This window comes from Pantoea sp. SYBGC1 (genome assembly GCF_057197005.1).
On the sequence record NZ_JBXUNM010000004.1, the window covers coordinates 141874 to 163367 of the forward strand.

Here is a 21494-nt window from a genome sequence, read left to right on the forward strand (position 1 = left end):
CGATCCCGCAGTGCGGAAACAATAATGGATAAAGTATGAAGAACTGGAGAATGCTGATTCTGGGTGCGGCGATGTCGGCCGGCACCGCTTTCGCAGCCCCACAGGTAGTTGATAAAGTCGCCGCCGTCGTGAACAACGGCGTGGTGCTGGAAAGTGACGTCGATAACATGATGCGCACGGTAAAATCCCAGGCGCAGCAGGCGGGTCAGCAGCTGCCTGAGGATCGTACGTTGCGTCATCAGATCCTTGAGCGTCAGGTCATGGATAACATTATTCTGCAGATGGGTGAAAAAGCGGGCCTGCAGATCAGCGATCAGCAGCTGGATCAGGCGATCCAGAACATCGCTGCGCAGAACCGTATGAGCATCGATCAGCTGCGCAGTCGCCTCGCCTATGACGGCATGAACTACAGCGACTACCGTGCACAGATCCGTAAAGAGATGCTGATCTCTGAAGTACGTAACAATGAAGTGCGTCGTCGCGTCACCATTCTGCCGCAGGAAGTTGATACGCTGGCGACGCAGATTGGTTCACAGAACTCGCAGGGCACCGAGCTGAATATCAGTCAGATTCTGCTGCCGCTGCCGGAAAATCCGACGCAGCAGCAGGTTGACGATCAGGAAGCGCTGGCACGTCAGCTGGTGGGCGAGATCAAAGGCGGTGCCGATTTCGGTAAGCTGGCGGTGACCTACTCAGCCGATCCACAGGCGCTGAAAGGCGGCAACATGGGCTGGGGTAAAATTGAAGAGCTGCCGACGCTGTTCTCACAGGCGCTGAGCAGCGCGAAAAAAGGCGATGTGGTCGGTCCGATTCGTTCCGGCGTGGGCTTCCATATCCTCAAAGTCAACGATCTGCGCGGTGAGAGCAAGAATATCTCGGTCACTGAGGTACACGCCCGCCATATTCTGCTGAAGCCATCACCGATCCTGAGCGACGATCAGGCGCGTGAAAAAATTACGCAGCTTGCCGCTGACATCAAAAGCGGAAAAACCACTTTTGCCGCTGCCGCCAAACAGTTCTCTGACGATCCGGGCTCTGCTAACCAGGGCGGCGATCTTGGCTGGGCATCACCCGACATCTACGATCCCGCTTTCCGCGACGCGCTGCTGAAGCTGCAGAAAGGTCAGGTCAGCGCACCGGTTCACTCTTCATTTGGCTGGCATCTGATTCAGCTGCTGGATACGCGCCAGGTGGATAAAACCGATGCGGCGCAGAAAGAGCGCGCCTATCGCCTGCTGTTCAACCGTAAGTTTGCAGAAGAAGCGCAGACCTGGATGCAGGAGCAGCGCGCCAGCGCCTACGTGAAGATCCTTGATGGCAACTGATAGCTATCGCGTTGCGATCACGCCCGGCGAACCCGCCGGGATTGGTCCCGATCTCACGGTGCAGCTGGCGCAGCGCAACTGGCCGGTTGAACTGGTGGTCTGTGCTGACGGCGAGGTGCTGCGGCAGCGTGCCGCGCAGCTTGGCCTGCCGCTAACCCTGCAGCCGTGGCAGCCTGATCGCGCACCGCAGCCGCAGCAGGCGGGTACCCTGACGCTGCTGCAGATTGATACAGCGCAGCCGGTGGTGCCGGGTCAGCTCTGCGTGGCTAACGGTGCCTATGTCCTGGAGACGCTGGCGCGCGCCTGTGACGGTGCGCTTCGGGGCGAGTTTGCGGCGCTGATCACCGGGCCGGTGCATAAAGGCGTCATCAACGACGCCGGCATTCCGTTTACCGGCCATACAGAATTTTTCGCCGATCGCGCCGATGGTGACCGCGTGGTCATGATGCTGGCAACCGAGTCACTGCGCGTGGCGCTGGCAACCACCCATCTGCCGCTGAAAGATGTCTCTGCCGCCATCACGCGCGAGAGCCTGCATGAGGTCATCACCATTCTGCATCAGGATTTGCAGCAGAAGTTTGGCCTGGCGCAGCCGCATATCTTTGTCTGCGGCCTCAATCCGCACGCTGGCGAAGGCGGGCATATGGGGCGTGAAGAGATTGACACCATTACGCCAGCGCTGGATGCGCTGCGTCAGCAGGGCATCCGTCTGACGGGGCCACTGCCGGCCGATACGCTGTTTCAGCCTAAGTATCTGCAACATGCCGATGCGGTGCTGGCGATGTATCATGACCAGGGATTGCCGGTCCTTAAATATCAGGGTTTTGGCCGGGCGGTGAATATCACCCTGGGCCTGCCTTTTATCCGAACCTCTGTCGATCACGGTACCGCGCTGGAACTGGCCGGTCTTGGGCAGGCAGAGCCGGGCAGCTTTATCACGGCGCTTAATCTCGCCATCACTATGATCAAGAGCAGTAATGAATAATCGCGTCCATCAGGGGCATTACGCCCGTAAACGTTTCGGGCAGAACTTCCTGAACGATCAGTACATTATCGATAGCATCGTCTCTGCTATTCATCCGCAAAAGCAGGAGGCGCTGGTCGAGATCGGTCCCGGTCTCGGTGCCCTGACCGAGCCGGTAGGCGAACGCCTGGACGCGCTGACCGTCGTTGAGCTGGATCGCGATCTGGCGGCTCGTCTGCAGACGCATCCGTTCCTCGGTCCCAAGCTGACCATTTATCAGCAGGATGCGATGACCTTTGATTTTGCTGCGCTGGCGCAGGAGAAAGGTCAGCCGCTGCGCGTGTTCGGCAACCTGCCCTACAACATCTCCACGCCGCTGATGTTTCATCTTTTCAGCTATACTGGTTCGATCAAAGATATGCACTTCATGCTGCAGAAAGAGGTGGTTAACCGTCTGGTTGCCGGCCCGGGCAGTAAAGCATATGGTCGTCTCAGCGTGATGGCGCAATATTACTGCCAGGTGATCCCGGTTCTTGAAGTGCCGCCGCAGTCGTTTACGCCGCCACCTAAAGTGGATTCTGCCGTGGTGCGACTGGTGCCTTATGCACAGCCGCCTTACCCGGTCAGTGATGTTAAGATCCTGAGCCGCATTACCACCGAGGCTTTTGGTCAGCGCCGCAAAACGTTGCGCAACAGCCTGGGTCATCTGGTTGCGGCGGGTGCGCTGGAAGAGTTAAATATTGATACCTCGCTGCGTGCTGAAAACGTCAGCGTTGCGCAGTATTGTCAGCTGGCAAACTGGCTGGGTAACCATCAGGCAAAAACAGCGGAGAACTAAGTGCATGAGTGATATGGCGCGCGTCTGTGTTCAGGTACTGAGTCAGTATGTGGAATCGCAATCCTCACCGGACGAGGATCGCTACGTGTTTGCCTATACCATCACTATCCGCAATCCCGGGCGCACGCGCGTTCAGCTGCGCAGCCGCTACTGGCTGATCACCAACGGCAACGGCCGCGAAACGGAAGTTCAGGGCGATGGCGTAGTGGGCGAGCAGCCGTTTATCGAACCGGGTGGCGAATACCAGTATACCAGCGGTGCGATTCTGGAAACGCCGATGGGCACCATGCAGGGCCACTACGTTATGATCGATGAAGAGGGCAGCGCCTTTAACGTCGATATCCCGGTGTTTCGCCTCGCCGTGCAAACCCACATTCACTGATCTCCCCCGCCCGGCTCGTCCGGGCGGCGCGTTTTACCGGACTGATATCATGAGTACATATCTGATTGGCGATATCCACGGCTGTTACGATGAGCTGCGCGCGCTGCTGGCGCAGGTAAGCTTTGATCCGCAGCAGGATGAACTCTGGCTGACCGGCGACCTTGTGGCGCGCGGTCCCGGTTCACTTGATGTGCTGCGCTACGTAAAATCACTGGGTGACAGCGTACGCATGGTGCTGGGTAATCATGACCTGCACCTGCTGGCGGTTTTCGCCGGCATCAGCCGTAATAAACCGAAAGACCGTCTGACGCCGCTGCTGGAGGCGGACGATGCTGATGCGCTGATCAACTGGCTGCGGCGCCAGCCGCTGCTGCAGGTGGATGAAGAGAAAAAGCTCGTCATGGCGCATGCCGGCATTACCCCGCAGTGGGATCTCGCGACGGCAAAAGCGTGCGCGCGTGAAGTAGAAGCGGTGCTCTCCAGCGACAGCTATCCGCTGTTTCTGGACGCCATGTATGGCGATATGCCCAACAACTGGACACCGGAGCTGAGCGGCCTGGCGCGCCTGCGATTCAGTACGAATGCCCTGACGCGCATGCGTTTCTGCTTCCCTAACGGCCAGCTGGATATGATCTGCAAAGAGGCGCCCGACTCCGCTCCGCCGCCGCTGCGGCCCTGGTTCAACGTGCCGGGTAAAATGGGCAGCGACTACACGCAGATTTTCGGCCACTGGGCCTCCCTTGAAGGCAAAGGCACACCCGAACACGTTATTGGTCTGGATACCGGTTGCTGCTGGGGCGGCACGTTGACGCTGCTGCACTGGGAAACACAGCAATATTATGTGCAGCGCTCCCGGCGTGAAGCCGTACTGGCCGCTGAAGGCGCCGCCGCGACTCCTCCGCTGAGCAACAATCCATAAAAAAAGCCCCGCGATGTCAGCGGGGCTTTTGCGCAGGGCGCGCATTTATGCACGCCTGGCAGGGATCAATTAACGACGACGATCCAGGATCTCAAAGCAGTAGCTGTGCGAATTTTGCGCATCCGCATCGTGGAACTCGCTGAACGTCGACTGCCACTCATCTGGCTCGTAATCAGGGAACTGCGTGTCCCCTTCCACTTCAGCATCAATGTGCGTCAGGTAAAGACGATCGGCGCGGGGCAACATCTGCTCATAGATACGGCCGCCGCCAATCACCATAATCTCTTCTGCGTCACCGGCTGCCTCGATTGCCGCTTCCGGTGAAGTAACCCAGGTCACCCCCTCGTGCGTACCGGGCTGGCTGCTGACCACAATATTGAGCCGGCCTGGCAGCGGACGGCCAATCGATTCAAAGGTCAGACGCCCCATGATCACCGGTTTATTCAGCGTAGTGCGTTTGAACCAGGCGAGATCGGCGGGTAAATGCCACGGCATGGCGTTTTCCATACCAATAATGCGATCCGCAGCCAGTGCTGCGATCAGACTAATCATGATTAAAAACCTGCTGGAAAAAATTGGCGCAATGATACGTAAAGGCGAAAGTTTCGTCGATAGGCCAGCCGTGCTATTTGCGTAAAGCTCTTTTGCCGCCAGATTCAGGCTGCCGGGCAGAGCTTTACACCGACTTTACTGCGATTAACGGAGAGAGCCGCCATATTCGCCTGCGCAGCTGGCACAACTCAGCGGCATTAGCGGCAGGATTTCAGAAAGGGTGTAAAGAAAAGCGCACTGAGCGGCTCCGCGGGGAGCCGCTGCACTCATCAGAAGTCGTAACGCAGACGGACCAGGTTCACGTTGCCGAGCGCCTTGCTGGTATCGGAGGTGATGACATATTCATAATCAACGCGGAAGCCGTAGTCGAGCTGCGCACTGATGCCCACGCCATTATCGATACGCTTATAGTGGCGTCCGTTGACGAACTCCAGGCGATCGCCCATCACGTAAGGCTGAAGGGTTTTCACCGCGTACTGGCCTATAGCAAATTTATAACCGGCAAAATACTCGATGCCCCACGCGTCATCCGCAAAGTAGTTTGTTGCGCTTTTCAGGCGGGTTGGCGCAAAGTTCTGATACCAGCCGGCGCCTGCCGCCAGCGTCCAGCTATCCGGCGTCCAGCTGACCGAGGTGCCCCAGATATTCTGATCGTAGCGCTCGCTGTCGCCGTTGCCCGGATTGCGTACGGTGGCACGGGTATAATTCCACGCGGTTCCCCACGCCAGCTCATCGCTGATGTGATAGTTGACACCCAGCGATCCGCCGCCGTTGCGCTTGTAGCGCAGGCCGTTACCCGGCAGATATTCGGTATCCTCAAACAGATAAGAGGCGTACAGATCGGCGGCGCCGGCACGGGTTTTATACTTCAGCATTTTGCGCGAGCGATAGCTGCCGTCGTAATCGCCGTTGATACCGACGCCGGAACCCTGGGCCAGCATGTCGTAATCCCAGATATCGGTTTTTGCGCCAACCACATCGTAATAGACGCTGTTTTGCTGACCAAAATAGAGTTCGCCGAGGCTGGCACTTTTAAAACCGGTATAGAGCTGACGACGTGAGGTATCGCGTGCGCCGCTGGCATAGTGATGGTCCCAGCCCCACCACGCCGGGAAGTTAACGCCCAGCTCGTAGTAGCCTACCCAGCTCAGATCTTCTGCGATCGCGTAGTCTGCGCCAAAGCGGAAGCGCGAGCCGCCGTCGTAGCCATTACGCTTGTAGGATGTGTCATTTACGCCATTCTGATGCATAAACTGCGGGCGAATACTGCCGCCCACTTTAAAGCCAAGGCGATCGAACGCATTGTTCGCCTGCGGGTCCTGCTTCAGCAGAGTAATTTCAGCCTGGCTGGCGAGCGGCGCAGCCATAAGTAACGCAGCCACTGCGCTAAGAGTCAAAGCACGCATGTTCATTTTATATTTTCCGGTGAAGGTAAAGGCTCTATGGTTGAGGGCGCCAGATAGTAAGGCGCCCTCACCGGATCGCGGGTTATAATTTTGTGCGAAAAATCTTAAAAAGAGAGACAGCAGCGCCAATAGCTAAAAGTTAAGCCAAATCAGCAGGTTTGCTACGGCTGTTCTGTTTCAGGCAAAAAAAAACGGCCCCATACGGGGCCGCTGTCTCTTACGGACGCTGCGCTTATTTGCCTTTCAGCTGCGCATGCATCTCCTGCACTGAAATCACTTTCTCAGTGGGATCCGCATTCAGGGCCATCGCCGTCGCGAAGCCGCCGTTCAGCGTGGTGTCATAATGCACTTTATACTGCAGCGCGCTGCGGCGAATCAGCTTAGAGTCTTCAATCGCCTGACGTCCCGCCGTGGTGTTAACAATATAGGTGTATTCACCGTTCTTCAGGCGATCCTGAATATGCGGGCGTCCCTCATGCACCTTATTGACCAGGCGTGGATTGATACCGGCTTCACCCAGCACCACCGCCGTACCGTGGGTAGCGTCCAGCTCAAAGCCAAACTTCTGCAGCTTAGCCGCCAGATCGACGATGCGCTTTTTATCGCCTTCACGCACCGAGAGCAGCGCACGACCGCTTTTCTTCATGTTGCTCTGCGCGCCCAGCATCGCTTTACCAAAGGCTTCAGCAAAGGTGCGGCCGACGCCCATCACCTCACCGGTGGAGCGCATTTCCGGCCCCAGAATCGGATCGACGCCCGGGAATTTATTAAACGGCAGCACCACCTCTTTCACCGAGTAGTAAGGCGGAATGACCTCTTCCGTCACGCCCTGCTCCAGCAGGGTTTTGCCCGCCATGACGCGCGCCGCCACTTTGGCCAGCGGTACGCCGGTAGCCTTGGAGACAAAGGGAACGGTACGTGCCGCACGCGGATTCACCTCAATCAGGTAAACCTCGTTATCTTTGACCGCAAACTGCACGTTCATCAGACCGCGTACGTTAAGTTCAAACGCCAGCTTCTCAACCTGCTGACGCATCACGTTCTGGATCTCGCTGCTCAGCGTATAGGCTGGCAGGGAACAGGCTGAGTCGCCGGAGTGAACACCCGCCTGCTCAATGTGTTCCATGATGCCGCCAATCAGCACCCGCTCGCCGTCGCAGATGGCATCCACATCGACTTCTACCGCATCATCCAGGAAGCGATCCAGCAGCACCGGCGCATCGTTAGAGACGGATACCGCAGTCTGGAAATAGCGCTTAAGATCCACTTCGTCATAGACGATTTCCATCGCACGGCCGCCCAGTACATAGGAAGGACGCACCACCAGCGGATAACCGATACCGGCAGCTTTCTCTACCGCCTGCTCCAGCGTGGCAACCGTGGCGTTAGCGGGCTGTTTCAGTTTCAGACGATCCACCGCCTGCTGGAAACGCTCGCGGTCTTCAGCGCGGTCAATCGCGTCCGGGCTGGTACCGATAACCGGTACACCCGCTGCTTCGAGCGCACGCGCCAGTTTCAGCGGCGTCTGGCCACCATACTGCACGATAACGCCTTTTGGCTGCTCAATCCGTACAATCTCCAGCACATCTTCCAGCGTAACCGGCTCAAAGTAGAGGCGATCGGAGGTGTCATAGTCGGTTGAGACCGTTTCCGGGTTGCAGTTAACCATGATGGTTTCATAACCATCTTCACGCAGCGCCAGCGATGCGTGGACGCAGCAGTAGTCAAATTCGATACCCTGGCCGATACGGTTTGGTCCGCCGCCCAGCACCATGATTTTGTCACGATCCTGATTCGGGTTCGCTTCGCACTCCTCCTCATAGGTGGAATACATATAGGCGGTATCCGTCGAGAACTCAGCGGCACAGGTATCCACCCGCTTATAGACCGGATGCAGATTGTACTGCTGACGCAGCTTGCGGATTTCGCTTTCTGCCACACCCGCCAGCGCTGCCAGACGCGCATCGGCAAAGCCTTTACGCTTCAGCGCACGCAGGAAACCGGCATCCAGTGCGTTAACGCCTTCACGTGCAACCTGCTCTTCCAGCCGCACCAGCTCTTCAATCTGTACCAGGAACCAGCGATCGATGTTGGTGAGATTAAATACGCCATCCACCGACATACCGGCACGAAACGCGTCAGCAACATACCAGATGCGGTCCGAGCCGGCGTCTTTCAGCTCGCGGCGGATGCGGGTCAGCGCATCGGCGTCATCCAGATCCACTTTTGGATCAAAGCCGTTAGCACCGACTTCAAGGCCGCGCAGCGCTTTCTGCATCGACTCCTGGAAGGTACGGCCAATCGCCATCACCTCACCCACTGATTTCATCTGTGTCGTGAGGCGATCGTTGGCACCCGCAAACTTCTCAAAGTTAAAGCGCGGGATTTTGGTCACGACATAGTCAATTGAGGGCTCAAACGACGCCGGCGTGCGGCCGCCGGTGATGTCGTTCATCAGCTCATCGAGCGTAAAGCCCACCGCCAGCTTAGCCGCGACTTTAGCAATCGGGAACCCGGTAGCTTTGGACGCCAGCGCGGAGGAGCGCGACACGCGCGGGTTCATTTCGATGACAATCAGACGCCCATCTTTCGGGTTGACCGAGAACTGAACGTTAGAGCCGCCGGTTTCAACACCGATCTCACGCAGCACCGCCAGCGAGGCGTTACGCATGATTTGATACTCTTTGTCGGTCAGCGTCTGCGCTGGTGCTACGGTGATGGAGTCGCCGGTGTGAATGCCCATGGCGTCGAAGTTTTCAATTGAACAGACGATGATGCAGTTATCATTTTTATCGCGCACCACCTCCATCTCATACTCTTTCCAGCCAATCAGCGACTCATCTATCAGCAGCTCGTTGGTCGGGGAGAGGTCGAGGCCGCGTTCACAAATCTCTTCAAACTCTTCGCGGTTGTAAGCGATACCGCCGCCGGTGCCGCCCATGGTAAAGGAGGGACGAATAATGCACGGGAAACCGACCTCCTCCGCAACCTTCAGCGCCTCTTCCATCGTATGGGCGATACCCGAACGGGCGGTATCGAGACCGATGCTTTTCATCGCCACGTCAAAGCGACGGCGATCTTCAGCTTTATCGATAGCGTCAGCCGTGGCGCCAATCATGGTCACGCCAAACTCTTCCAGCACGCCCTGGCGCTCCAGCTCCAGCGCGCAGTTCAGCGCGGTCTGCCCGCCCATGGTAGGCAGTACCGCATCCGGGCGCTCTTTTTCGATGATTTTGCGCACCACTTCCCAGTGGATTGGCTCAATATAGGTCGCGTCAGCCATTTCCGGGTCGGTCATGATGGTCGCCGGGTTGGAGTTAACCAGAATGACGCGATAGCCCTCTTCACGCAGCGCTTTACACGCCTGTGCGCCCGAGTAGTCAAATTCACACGCCTGACCGATAACGATCGGGCCAGCGCCAAGGATCAGGATAGATTTTATGTCAGTACGTTTTGGCATCGGAGGCTCCTGATTACTTCGCGTTTGAACGGTAGGCTTCAATCAGTTCGATAAAGTGATCGAACAGCGGCGCCGCATCGTGCGGGCCAGGACTCGCTTCCGGATGTCCCTGGAAGCTGAAAGCGGGTTTATCGGTACGATGAATACCCTGCACGGTCTGGTCAAACAGCGACACATGCGTCACGCGCAGATTGGCCGGTATCTGGCTCTCATCGACGGCGAAACCGTGGTTCTGTGCGGTGATCATCACAGTATTGTTATCGAGATCTTTTACCGGATGGTTGCCGCCGTGGTGACCCAGCTTCATCTTGACAGTTTTTGCACCGCTGGCCAGCGCCAGTAGCTGATGACCCAGGCAGATACCAAATACCGGGATTTCTGTCTCCAGAAACGCCTGAATCGCGCGGATTGCATAGTCGCACGGCTCCGGATCGCCCGGGCCATTAGAGAGAAAAATGCCGTCCGGATTAAGTGCCAGCACCTCTTCTGCCGGCGTCTGCGCCGGTACCACCGTCAGGCGGCAGCCGCGATCCACCAGCATACGCAGAATGTTGCGCTTGGCGCCGTAGTCATAGGCGACCACGTGATACGGCAGTGCGTCAGCGGACTGCTGCTCAGGCAGGCCATCCTGCAGCGTCCAGCTCCCCTGCTGCCACGTGTAAGTCTCCGTGGTAGCCACTTCTTTCGCCAGATCCATACCTTTCAGCCCCGGGAACGCCTGCGCTTTCTGCAGCGCCAGCGCGGCGTCCGGTGCGTCACTCGCAATGATGCAGCCGTTCAGCGCGCCCTTTTCACGCAGCAGACGCGTCAGCTTACGCGTATCGATATCAGCGATGCCGACAATATTATTGCGCTGCAGCCAGGCAGAAAGGCTCTCTTCACTGCGGAAGTTGCTGGTAATCAGTGGCAGGTCGCGGATCACCAGGCCCTGAGCGTGAATCTGGTTTGATTCATCATCTGCGATATTGACGCCAACGTTGCCGATGTGGGGATAAGTAAGAGTAACAATCTGGCGGGAATAGGAGGGATCAGTAAGGATTTCTTGATAACCGGTCATTGACGTGTTGAAAACGACCTCACCCACTGCCGAACCCGTAGCCCCGATGGCCCGACCGTGGAATTGGGTTCCGTCTTCCAGAACCAAGAGCGCTGACTTAATCAAAACATCCTCCAGGGAATAAACAGTCACAATATATGCATATTAATTCATAATGCTGGCCTGAATCAATGCAAAAACCGCCTGACTGCTCGATTTTTGGCAAATTGCGCGCATTCTAATGATCACCTCTGCTGATGTCTACCCGGAGAGGCTGTTTTTTTATCTTTTTCGGAGGCTATAACATAAATACAGTACAAACAGGTCAAAAGCAGCATCTTAGCGAGGTGATTAATCGGTTGCCTGCTCACCATAAACGCCAAATGAGGGAAGCCAGGGAAAATTTTTGACCAAATGGTCAAATTTAATCTTACAGGCTGATAAAAAGATGAGTTAACTTGAAAATAAAGCCATTACGAAGATATTTTATAACGAAGAGGTTATTTTGAAAAAAAATAAAGGGCAATAAGAATATTACCCTGTCAATCAATGCACTAGCGACTGAAAAACCACATCACGATGGCTCACAACAATCAATTTCTTGCTAAATTAAGCACGTCTCGCATGTCATAAAGACCACTTTTACGCGACTCAACCCATACAGCAGCCCGGACGGCACCTTTTGCAAAGGTCATCCGGCTTGAAGCCTTATGGCTAATCTCTATCCGTTCGCCGATATCAGCAAACAGAGCAGTATGCTCACCAATGATGTCGCCGGCGCGCACCGTGGCAAAACCGATAGTGTGCGGTTTGCGCTCACCGGTATGGCCTTCACGCGCGTAAACCGCATGATCCTCCAGCTTCCACTCCATGGCGTCCGCAATGGCTTCACCCATTGCCAGCGCGGTTCCTGAGGGCGCATCAACTTTATGGCGATGGTGCGCCTCAACGATCTCAATATCCGCATACTCTCCCATCACTGAGGCCGCCTGCTGCAGCAGATTCAGCATCAGGTTGACGCCAACGCTGAAGTTGGCAGCGAACACAATGCCGATCTCCTCTGCCGCTGCACGAATTGCGGCTTTTCCGGCGTCATCAAAACCGGTTGTGCCAATCACCATCGCCTTTTGATGCTGGCGGCAAAAGGCCAGATATTCCAGCGTGCCTTCCGGACGCGTGAAGTCGATCAGCACATCGAAATCGTTCACTACCTTTAACAAATCATCGGTGACGGTGACGCCGGTTTTACCGATGCCCGCCAGCTCACCCGCGTCTGTACCCAGCAGTGAAGAGCCGCTGCGCGCCAGCGCAGCGCCCACCGCCACGCCTTCCGCCTGATGCGCGGCCTGAATCAGATTACGTCCCATGCGGCCCGGCGCACCAACAATAGCTAAGCGGATATCACTCATATTTATTCATTCCTGATACAAAACTATGCATGCAAAGCGTAAACAGGTTAACCATCAGCTAACCGTCACGCCACAATAAAAAAGGGATATAAGAATTTCAGGACAGCGATAAAACATTATCAGTAAAAGCAATCCCGGCGGCTGGTTGTGGCGAGGCACGCAGCCGTACATAAAGAAAAGGCCGAACAATGTCGGCCTGATACGGTAGTAAATGTTAAGCGCTTACTGCACGTTGCGCACGTCAACACGCAGCTCTTTTGGCACTTCGAATACGATATTTTCCTCGCGGCCAATCAGCTCAATGGCCGCTTCACCACCGAGTTCGCGCAGGCGCTGGATCACCTGCTGTACCAGAATATCGGGCGCAGAAGCCCCTGCCGTCACGCCAATACACTCTACGCCGGTTACCCACTCCACCTGAATATCGTCCGCGGAGTCGATAAGCTTCGCCAGCTTGCCTGCGCGCTGCGCCAGTTCAGCCAGCCGGTTAGAGTTAGAGGAGTTTTTTGAGCCCACCACCAGCACCACTTCAGCATCCTGTGCCAGCACGCGCACCGCTTCCTGCCGGTTGGTGGTGGCATAGCAGATGTCATCTTTGCGCGGGCCGATAATGGCCGGGAAGCGCTGACGTAAAGCGTCAATGACGTCAGAGGTGTCATCAACTGACAGGGTAGTCTGCGTCATAAAGCAGAGGTTGTTCTCATCTTTGACGGTCAGCTTAAACACATCTTCCGGTGATTCCACCAGATACATGCCGCCATTAGGGTTGCTGTATTGCCCCATAGTGCCTTCCACTTCAGGATGACCGGCGTGACCAATCAGGATCGCCTCAACCCCTTTACGGCTGGCACGCGCCACTTCCATATGGACTTTCGTTACCAGCGGACAGGTGGCATCAAACAGCATGGTCAGATTGCGCGCTTTTGCCTCAGCGCGTACCGCCTGTGACACACCGTGCGCTGAGAAGATCAGAATGGCACCATCCGGCACTTCAGCAATCTCTTCGATAAAGATCGCGCCACGCTCGCGCAGGCTGCTCACTACATAGCGATTGTGCACCACTTCATGACGCACGTAGATTGGTGCGCCATACATCTCCAGCGCCCGCTCAACGATGCTGATAGCGCGATCCACACCGGCGCAGAAACCGCGCGGGTTAGCTAACAGGATTTGCATTGTTATCCTCCAGCACCGGATCGATCTCCAGTACTTCGATATCAAACCGGACAGGCTGCCCCGCCAGCGGATGATTGAAATCCACAGTGATTGAGTCACCGGAAATTTCACGGATTACGCCAGGCATCTCGCTGCCGCCCATGCCGCTGAACAGCATAATCGCACCGATTTCCGGCTCGCCCGCGTCGATAAAGTCGCGACGCGAAAAGTACTGGATCAGATCCGGGCTGCTGGCGCCGAACGCATCTTCCGGCGCCAGGGTAAAGGCGAGCCGATCGCCCGCTTTGCGCCCCAGCAGCTCGCGCTCCAGCGCCGCCGACAGGCTGCCGTCACCCAGACGGAACAGCGCAGGCTTGCCGTTAGCACGGGTGGATTCGGCAGTAGAGCCATCCTCCAGCTTGAGCGTGAAATGCACCAGCAGCGCGCTATCGGGCTGAACTGTCTCTGTCATCGGTTACCCTTACTCTCTTTTTCATCATGCCCGTGCCTGCAGCCGTGACCGGCGTGCAGGCAGCAGACGTCAGGATGTTGCTTTTTTGCCGCTGGGGCTGAAGAACCCCTCAAGCACCACCAGCGCCGCGCCGATGCAGATGCCGCAGTCAGCGATATTGAACGTGGCGAAGTGCCAGTTACCGACATAGAAGTCGATAAAGTCGACGACAAAACCGTGCCAGGCGCGATCGAACAGGTTGCCAAGCGCACCGCCCACAATCAGCGCATACGCAATATTGCTGAGCCTGTTGCTGGCGCGGTTGCGATACATCATCACCAGCAGTGCGACCACAATGGCAATGGCAATACCGGCAAAGAACCAGCGCTGCCAGCCGCCTTTGTCTGCAAGGAAACTGAACGCAGCGCCATAGTTATGCGCATAGAACAGATTCAGAAACGGCATCAGCGGCTGCGTTTCATGCAGCATCATATTGTTCATGACCCACAGCTTGCTGGCCATATCGATGCCGATAACGACCAGCACCAGCCAGCTCCAGCGCAGTCCGGTAGAACTGAGTTTAGTCATCAGGCAAATTTCCGTACTTCACCGTCGCCGGCTACGTTTGAGTAACAGCGTCCGCACACGTCGGCGTGCTCCGGATTCTGGCCTATGTCGGTAGTATAGTGCCAGCAGCGCGGGCACTTCTCGCCTTCTGCTTTATGCAGAGCGATTTTCAGCCCTTTCAGCAACTCGCTCTGCTGCGCCTCATCGCTCGCCGTTGCGTAATCGGCTACCGACGCGCCGGAGGTCAGCAGCACAAAGCGCAGCTCGTCGCCAAGCGCCTGCAGCTTCGCGCCCAGTTCCGGTTCCGCATAGAGCGTGACCGTCGCTTCCAGCGCGCCACCGATGCGCTTGTCGCTGCGCGCCTGCTCAATCGCTTTGTTAACTTCGCCGCGTACTTTCAGCAGATCGGCCCAGAACGCATCGTTCATCGGCTCATCCGCTGCAAGGCCGAACAGATTGTCATACCACTCTTCAGTGAAGACATACTGCGCGCGTTCGCCCGGCAGATGGCCCCAAATCTCATCAGCGGTAAAGGACATGACAGGCGCCATCCAGCGCACCAGCGCCTCCACAATGTGCCACAGCGCGGTCTGGCAGCTGCGACGCGCCAGGCTATCGCCCTTCGCGGTGTACTGACGATCTTTAATCACATCGAGGTAGAACGACCCCATCTCAATGGAGCAGAAGTGCATCAGACGCTGCACCACTTCATGGAAATCGTAGTTTTCATAGGAGGCAACGATATCCTGCTGTGCAGCCAGCGCACGTCCTACCGCCCAGCGATCGACCACGACCATCTCTTCTGGCTTAACGCAGTCAGTGGCCGGGTTAAAGCCCGCCAGGTTAGCCAGCAGGAAGCGTGCGGTGTTACGAATACGGCGATAGCTGTCGGCTGCGCGCTTCAGGATCTCATCCGATACCGCCATTTCGCCGGAGTAGTCGGTAGAGGCGACCCACAGGCGCAGAATGTCGGCGCCAAGCTTATCCATCACATCCTGCGGCGCTACCGTGTTGCCGATCGACTTCGACATCTTGCGACCCTGACCGTCGACGGTGAAGCCGTGGGTCAGTACCTGACGGTAAGGCGCTTTGCCTTTCATCGCCGTGGAGATCATCAGCGACGACATAAACCAGCCGCGATGCTGATCCGAGCCTTCCAGATACATATCCGGCGCGTGTCCCTCAAACTCCGGACGCGCATCGACCACCGAGAAGCTGGTTGAGCCGGAGTCAAACCACACATCCAGCGTATCCGGCACTTTCACGTACAGATCGGCGTCGTCACCCATCAGTTCGCGCGGATCGAGATCCCACCACGCCTGAATGCCATCCTGCTCCACGCGCTGCGCCACTTTCTCCATCAGCTCCAGCGTGTCAGGGTGCAGCTGCTCGCTCTCTTTATGCACAAACAGCGCCATAGGCACGCCCCAGGTACGCTGACGCGAGATGCACCAGTCAGGACGGTTGGCAACCATCGCTTCGATACGCGCCTGACCCCAGTCCGGGATCCACTGCACGCCTTTGATCTCTTTCAGCGACTGCGCGCGCAGCCCCTGCTGATCCATGCTGATAAACCACTGCGGCGTCGCCCGGAAGATGATTGGCGTTTTGTGACGCCAGCAGTGCGGATAGCTGTGCAGCAGCTTCTCCACATGAAGCAGCGCGCCCTTCTCTTTCAGCAGCTCAACAATCATGTCGTTGGCTTTAAAGACATTAACGCCATCAAGCGACGGATAAGTGCCCGGCAGATAGGTACCATCTGGTGCCACCGGGTTAGCGGTCTCGATGCCATATTTCTGACCGATTACGTAGTCATCCGGGCCGTGTCCGGGCGCGGTATGCACCGCACCGGTACCCGCTTCCAGCGTCACGTGCTCACCCAGCACCACTTTCGACTGAACCTGCGTCAGGAACGGATGCTGAAACAGCTGCAGTTCCAGCGCTGCGCCCTGGCATTCACCCAGCACCTGCCACTCGCTGATGCCGGCACGCTTCATCACGCTCTCCACCAGATCTTTAGCGAGGATCAGGCTGCGGCCCTCAATCTGGACCAGCTGGTACTCAAATTCGGGATGCAGGGAGATTGCGCGGTTGGCGGGCATGGTCCACGGCGTGGTGGTCCAGATCACCAGTGAAATTGGCCCCTCTGAGGCGCTGACGCCAAAGGCTGACCGCACCGCGTCGGCATCCAGCGCGTTGAACATCACGTCGATAGACGGAGAGGTTTTGTCGTAATACTCAACTTCCGCTTCCGCCAGCGCTGAACGGCAATCCATGCACCAGTGCACCGGCTTCGCGCCTTTATGCAAATGGCCGTTACCGATGATTTTACCCAGCGCACGGATGATGTTGGCTTCGGTCGTGAAGTTCATGGTCAGATAGGGACGATCCCAGTCGCCCAGCACGCCAAGGCGGATAAAATCTTTTTTCTGTCCTTCTACCTGCTCAGCGGCATAGCTGCGGCAGGCGGCACGGAACTCCGCCGCGCTGACTTTCTCGCCCGGCTTGCCAATCATCTGCTCAACTTTGTGCTCGATCGGTAAGCCGTGACAGTCCCAGCCCGGAACATAGGGTGAGTCATACCCTGCCATGCCTTTCGACTTAACAATAATATCTTTCAGAATCTTGTTAACAGAGTGACCAATATGAATATTGCCGTTTGCGTACGGAGGGCCATCATGCAGGATGAAGGTTTTTTTCCCTTTTTTGGCGGCGCGGATGATGCCGTAGAGATTGTCATCGTACCAGCGCTGCAGCATGCCCGGTTCGCGTTTGGCCAGATCGCCACGCATCGGGAACCCCGTTTCCGGCAAATTCAGGGTAGATTTATAGTCACTCATCAGATTCTCGATTCCGTCTGTCGGTCATTAAACCGGTGTTTGTAGCCCAAAGAATTGGCGGGCTGTCACCACATCTTTTGCAATTTGTTCTTTCAGCGCATCCAGCGAGGCAAAGCGCTGTTCATCGCGGATCTTCTGTTTCAGCACCACCTCAATATGGCGGCCATAGAGATCCATATGTGTGTCGAGCAGATGAACTTCAAGCTGCTGACGTAAACCTTTTACCGTCGGGCGGGTACCGATATTGGCGACGCCTGGCACCGGCTCTGCGGTCAGACCCAGCACTTCCACGGCAAACACGCCCTTAACCGGCGTGACCGCGCGACGCAGCGGCAGATTAGCGGTCGGAAAACCGATGGTCCGGCCCAGTGCATCACCGTGCACCACGCGACCTGAAATGCTGAAGGGATGGCCAAGCAGCTGTTGCGCCTGCGCAAAATCATCCTGCGCCAGCGCCTGGCGGACAGCCGTACTGCTGATGCGCTTACCGCTGTCGCAGAAGGTCTGGGTGCTGATGACCTCAAAGCCATACTCTGCACCCGCTTTCTGTAATAACAGGAAATCCCCTTCGCGACCAGCGCCGAAGCGGAAATCATCGCCCACCGCCAGAAAACGCACGTCGAGTTTTTCCACCAGCAGCTCGCTGATAAAACGCTGAGCCGGATAAGCGGCAAACTGACGATCAAACCGGATACAGAGCACGGCGTCGACGCCAGCGCGCTGCAGCCAGCGCAGTTTTTCACGCAGCCGCGTCAGACGGGCCGGTGCTTTTTCACCCGCAAACAGCTCCAGCGGCTGCGGTTCAAACAGCATCACCACCACCGGCAGGTTGCGCTTGCGGCCCTCTGCAATCAGCTGCGCCATTAGCGCCTGATGACCGCGATGCACACCATCAAAATTACCAATGGTCAGAACGCAGCCGCGATGCTGCTGTTTCAGATTATAAATACCGCGGATTAACTTCATGGCTGACTCAAACCGGTGGAAATCGGCGGATTATACCCTTGAATAGCGCTGAGGTTAACCCGTATACACGCCTTTCCTGCGCTGAAGCGCCCTCTGGCCCGCCGCCGGGCAACAAACCACCCTACCTGCTGAAGAAATTTCTTGCGAAATACTGTATTCAGAGCGGGGTTGCTGGTAGAATCTTGCGCCATCAATTACGTAAGCGGGTGTCGTGGTTAAAACGACGCTTATTTGCACAAATCCATTGACAAAAGAAGGCGCAAAAGGCATAGTCCTCGGCCTTTGATTTGTCCATATAGAACACATTTGGGAGTTGGACCTTGGCTAATATCAAATCAGCTAAGAAACGCGCCGTAACATCTGAGAAACGTCGCAAGCATAACGCGAGCAACCGTTCTATGATGCGTACTTTCATCAAGAAAGTATACGCGGCTATCGCAACCGGCGACAAAGCTGCTGCGCAGAACGCATTCAACGAAATGCAACCAATCGTGGACCGTCAGGCTGCTAAAGGTCTGATCCACAAGAACAAAGCTGCACGCCATAAAGCAAACCTGGTGGCTCAGATCAACAAACTGGCTTAATCGCCCGTCTGTTTATCGCTTTGTAGAAAGAACCGGCGTATAGCCGGTTTTTTTATGCCTGTTATCCGCCGCTGGCAGAGTAAGAGGAGGCTGACGCCTCCTCTCCGGTTAACGCAGCTTGATCCGCAACAGCGTATAGCCAATGACGGCCGACAGCAGCGAACCGCTGAGAATACCCAGTTTTGAGAAGGTCACCAGCTCTTCATGGGCGGCGTCAAACGCCAGCGAACTGATAAAGATAGACATGGTAAAGCCGATGCCGCACAGCACGCCAATGGCCATGATATCGCGTATCGTTGTCCCGCCCGGCAGCGCTGCCAGACGCAGCTTCACGGCCAGCCAGCAGAACAGCGTAATACCCAGCGGCTTACCGATCAGCAGCCCGAGAATAATACCCAGCGGCTCCGGTGACAGCACGTCACCAAACGTGATACCACTCAGTGAAATTCCGGCGTTAGCAAACGCGAACAGCGGCAGTATCAGCCAGTTTACCCACGGCATCAGGCCGTGTGCCAGGTGTTCAGCGGGTGAGTGCCCCTCTTTCTCCTCCAGTGGTACAAAGAAGCCAACTACCACGCCCGCCAGCGTGGCGTGCACGCCCGACTTCAGCACCGCGGTCCAGAGCACAATCCCGACCAGCATATAGACGGCAATGTTACGTACGCCACAGCGGTTAAGAATGGCCAGCACCACAATGGCGGCAGCCGCCACGCTGAGCGACAGCACAGAGAGATCGCTGGTGTAGAAGAGTGCGATAATCACAATCGCGCCGAGATCGTCGATGATGGCCAGCGCCATCAGGAACACCTTCAGCGCCACGGGAACACGACTGCCAAGCAGTGCCAGCACGCCCAGAGCAAATGCGATATCGGTCGCGGTCGGGATCGCCCAGCCGTTGCGCGCAATCTCATTGTCATGATTGAAAAACAGGAAAATCAGCGCCGGCGCAACCATACCGCCGAGGGCAGCAATGACCGGAAAAATGGCGCGATCGCGACTGGCCAGCTCGCCGCTGATTAACTCGCGTTTTACTTCCAGGCCAATCAGCAGAAAGAACAGCGCCATTAACGCATCGTTGATCCACAGCAGCAGATTCTTGCTGATATCAAGCGCGCCAAAGCGGATCTGTACCGGCTCAGCCAGGAAGCTCTGGTAGCCAGCGGCTGTTTCCGCGCTGTTCGCCAGCACCATAGCTGCGACCGCAGCCAGAATTAATACCATACCGTTGCTGGCATCGCTTTCTATAAAGCTTTTCAGCAACGTTTTGATTGAGCGGGGCTTATTCACTACTCCTCCTGAGCAAAGACAATTTGTTAAGGAGTGTAACCGCGTTAACCCTGTGATAAAAGCCGCTTACCGCGTCTTTACGCCAGTTTAAAAACAATAAAAAAGCGGAGAGTCACCTCTCCGCTTTCGTCTGCAACCCTGCCGCTGAATCAGCGCGTCAGGTCATCAAAGAACTTCTTCACACCATCAAAGAAGCTTTTTGAACGCGGGCTGTTCTTCTCACCGCTCGGACCACCAAAGCTCTCTTCCAGCTCACGCAGCAGCGCTTTCTGCTTATCGTTCAGGCTGACCGGGGTTTCCACCACCACACGACACAGCAGGTCGCCTACGGCGCCACCGCGCACTGATTTCACGCCTTTACCACGCATGCGGAACAGCTTGCCGGTCTGTGTCTCCGCAGGCACTTTCAGCTTCACGCGGCCATCCAGCGTCGGCACTTCAATCTCACCGCCCAGCGCCGCCATCGCAAAGTTGATCGGCACTTCGCAGTAGAGGTTGTTCTCTTCACGCTCAAAGATAGGGTGCTTCTTCACCGATACCTGAACGTAGAGATCGCCCGCCGGCGCGCCATGCTCGCCCGCTTCCCCTTCGCCACTCAGACGAATGCGGTCGCCGGTATCTACCCCCGCCGGAATTTTTACCGACAGCGTTTTCTGACGCTCTACGCGCCCATGACCATGACAGGCGTTGCACGGATCTTTGATGACCGAGCCGCGACCGTGACAGGTCGGACACGCCTGCTGTACGGTGAAGAAACCCTGACGCATCTGTACCTGGCCTGCACCGTGGCAGGTCGGACAGGTCTGTGGCTGCGTGCCCGCTTTGGCGCCGCTGCCGTGGCAGACGTCGCACTCTTCCAGTACCGGGATGCGGATCTCTTTGGTCACGCCGCGTACCGCTTCTTCCAGCGTCAGCTCCATGTTGTAGCGTAAATCGGCACCGCGTGATGCACGCTGACGGCGACCGCCGCCAAAGATATCGCCAAATACGTCGCCAAAGATATCGCTGAAGTCTGCGCCGCCGCCGCCGAAGCCGCCACCAAAGCCGCCGCCACCGCCGCCCTGTTCAAAGGCTGCGTGACCATACTGGTCATAGGCCGCACGCTTCTGAGCATCCGTCAGAATTTCGTACGCTTCCTTCACTTCTTTAAATTTTGCTTCGGCCTCTTTGTCGCCCGGATTGCGGTCCGGGTGATATTTCATCGCCAGGCGCTTATAAGCCTTTTTGATTTCACGCTCATCAGCCGATTTTGAGACGCCTAAGATCTCGTAAAAATCACTCTTAGCCATTTTGTTCTGCCCTTAACATAGTTGCACGGGCGTGGAGAAACTCCTACGCCCGTGCTGGTTTCAA

At 56.6% G+C, this 21494-nt stretch carries 18 protein-coding genes; 6 read left to right on the top strand and 12 right to left on the bottom strand.

Annotation, left to right across the window (positions count from 1 at the left end; translation table 11 throughout):
* Positions 1-35: 35 nt before the first annotated feature.
* The 5 genes from surA to apaH are packed head-to-tail and all read left to right on the top strand — an operon-like array spanning position 36 to position 4428.
* On the top strand, positions 36-1325 hold the full coding sequence (surA, locus tag AC2CF9_RS09655; RefSeq protein WP_484556851.1) for a peptidylprolyl isomerase SurA: 1290 nt from the start codon (positions 36-38) through the stop codon (positions 1323-1325).
* Positions 1315-2310 carry a 4-hydroxythreonine-4-phosphate dehydrogenase PdxA gene (gene pdxA / locus AC2CF9_RS09660; RefSeq protein WP_484556852.1) on the top strand — a complete coding sequence of 332 codons (996 nt, stop codon included), beginning with the start codon at positions 1315-1317 and terminating at the stop codon, positions 2308-2310. Before surA ends, pdxA begins: the two co-directional genes overlap by 11 nt.
* On the top strand, positions 2303-3127 hold the full coding sequence (gene rsmA, locus AC2CF9_RS09665; RefSeq protein WP_039382519.1) for a 16S rRNA (adenine(1518)-N(6)/adenine(1519)-N(6))-dimethyltransferase RsmA: 825 nt from the start codon (positions 2303-2305) through the stop codon (positions 3125-3127). The genes pdxA and rsmA overlap by 8 nt, the downstream gene beginning before the upstream one ends.
* Before the next feature lie 4 nt (positions 3128-3131).
* Positions 3132-3509 (top strand): Co2+/Mg2+ efflux protein ApaG, encoded by a 378-nt coding sequence (apaG, locus tag AC2CF9_RS09670; RefSeq protein ID WP_039382517.1) that lies wholly within the window; start codon positions 3132-3134, stop codon positions 3507-3509.
* A gap of 49 nt (positions 3510-3558) precedes the next feature.
* On the top strand, positions 3559-4428 hold the full coding sequence (gene apaH, locus AC2CF9_RS09675; protein WP_150017984.1) for a bis(5'-nucleosyl)-tetraphosphatase (symmetrical) ApaH: 870 nt from the start codon (positions 3559-3561) through the stop codon (positions 4426-4428).
* 69 nt (positions 4429-4497) lie between these two features.
* Here the strand turns inward: apaH and folA are convergent, their stop codons facing one another.
* From folA to ribF, 10 genes are all read right to left on the bottom strand, one after another.
* A complete protein-coding gene (gene folA / locus AC2CF9_RS09680; protein WP_039382513.1) occupies positions 4498-4980 on the bottom strand; it encodes a type 3 dihydrofolate reductase in 483 nt (160 codons plus the stop codon).
* 269 nt (positions 4981-5249) lie between these two features.
* Positions 5250-6392: a porin gene (locus AC2CF9_RS09685; protein ID WP_484556853.1), complete on the bottom strand. Its 1143-nt coding sequence runs from the start codon at positions 6390-6392 to the stop codon at positions 5250-5252.
* A gap of 226 nt (positions 6393-6618) precedes the next feature.
* Positions 6619-9846 (bottom strand): carbamoyl-phosphate synthase large subunit, encoded by a 3228-nt coding sequence (gene carB, locus AC2CF9_RS09690; protein WP_065650166.1) that lies wholly within the window; start codon positions 9844-9846, stop codon positions 6619-6621.
* 13 nt (positions 9847-9859) lie between these two features.
* Entirely contained in the window at positions 9860-11008 is a 1149-nt protein-coding gene (gene carA / locus AC2CF9_RS09695) for a glutamine-hydrolyzing carbamoyl-phosphate synthase small subunit (RefSeq protein WP_484556854.1), read from the bottom strand.
* A 467-nt stretch (positions 11009-11475) separates the two neighbouring features.
* Complete coding sequence (dapB, locus tag AC2CF9_RS09700; protein ID WP_150017987.1) at positions 11476-12291, bottom strand: 4-hydroxy-tetrahydrodipicolinate reductase; 816 nt, start codon at positions 12289-12291, stop codon at positions 11476-11478.
* Positions 12292-12513: 222 nt separating this feature from the next.
* On the bottom strand, positions 12514-13467 hold the full coding sequence (gene ispH, locus AC2CF9_RS09705) for a 4-hydroxy-3-methylbut-2-enyl diphosphate reductase (protein ID WP_484556855.1): 954 nt from the start codon (positions 13465-13467) through the stop codon (positions 12514-12516).
* The gene (gene fkpB / locus AC2CF9_RS09710) at positions 13448-13918 is read right to left on the bottom strand and encodes an FKBP-type peptidyl-prolyl cis-trans isomerase (RefSeq protein WP_484556856.1); all 471 of its coding nucleotides are present in this window, start codon (positions 13916-13918) and stop codon (positions 13448-13450) included. Before fkpB ends, ispH begins: the two co-directional genes overlap by 20 nt.
* Positions 13919-13987: 69 nt before the next feature.
* The gene (lspA, locus tag AC2CF9_RS09715; protein WP_039382492.1) at positions 13988-14485 is read right to left on the bottom strand and encodes a signal peptidase II; all 498 of its coding nucleotides are present in this window, start codon (positions 14483-14485) and stop codon (positions 13988-13990) included.
* Positions 14485-17304, bottom strand: coding sequence for an isoleucine--tRNA ligase (gene ileS, locus AC2CF9_RS09720; protein WP_484556857.1), 2820 nt, complete (start codon positions 17302-17304; stop codon positions 14485-14487). Before ileS ends, lspA begins: the two co-directional genes overlap by 1 nt.
* Positions 17305-17331: 27 nt before the next feature.
* Positions 17332-18270, bottom strand: a complete 939-nt coding sequence (gene ribF / locus AC2CF9_RS09725; protein ID WP_150017991.1) for a bifunctional riboflavin kinase/FAD synthetase — start codon at positions 18268-18270, stop codon at positions 17332-17334.
* A gap of 320 nt (positions 18271-18590) precedes the next feature.
* Here ribF and rpsT point away from each other — a divergent pair, with 320 nt between their 5' ends.
* Positions 18591-18854, top strand: a complete 264-nt coding sequence (gene rpsT / locus AC2CF9_RS09730) for a 30S ribosomal protein S20 (RefSeq protein ID WP_039382484.1) — start codon at positions 18591-18593, stop codon at positions 18852-18854.
* 108 nt (positions 18855-18962) lie between these two features.
* Here the strand turns inward: rpsT and nhaA are convergent, their stop codons facing one another.
* Complete coding sequence (nhaA, locus tag AC2CF9_RS09735; protein WP_484556858.1) at positions 18963-20141, bottom strand: Na+/H+ antiporter NhaA; 1179 nt, start codon at positions 20139-20141, stop codon at positions 18963-18965.
* Positions 20142-20290: 149 nt separating this feature from the next.
* Positions 20291-21430, bottom strand: coding sequence for a molecular chaperone DnaJ (gene dnaJ, locus AC2CF9_RS09740; RefSeq protein ID WP_071669092.1), 1140 nt, complete (start codon positions 21428-21430; stop codon positions 20291-20293).
* Positions 21431-21494 lie beyond the last annotated feature (64 nt).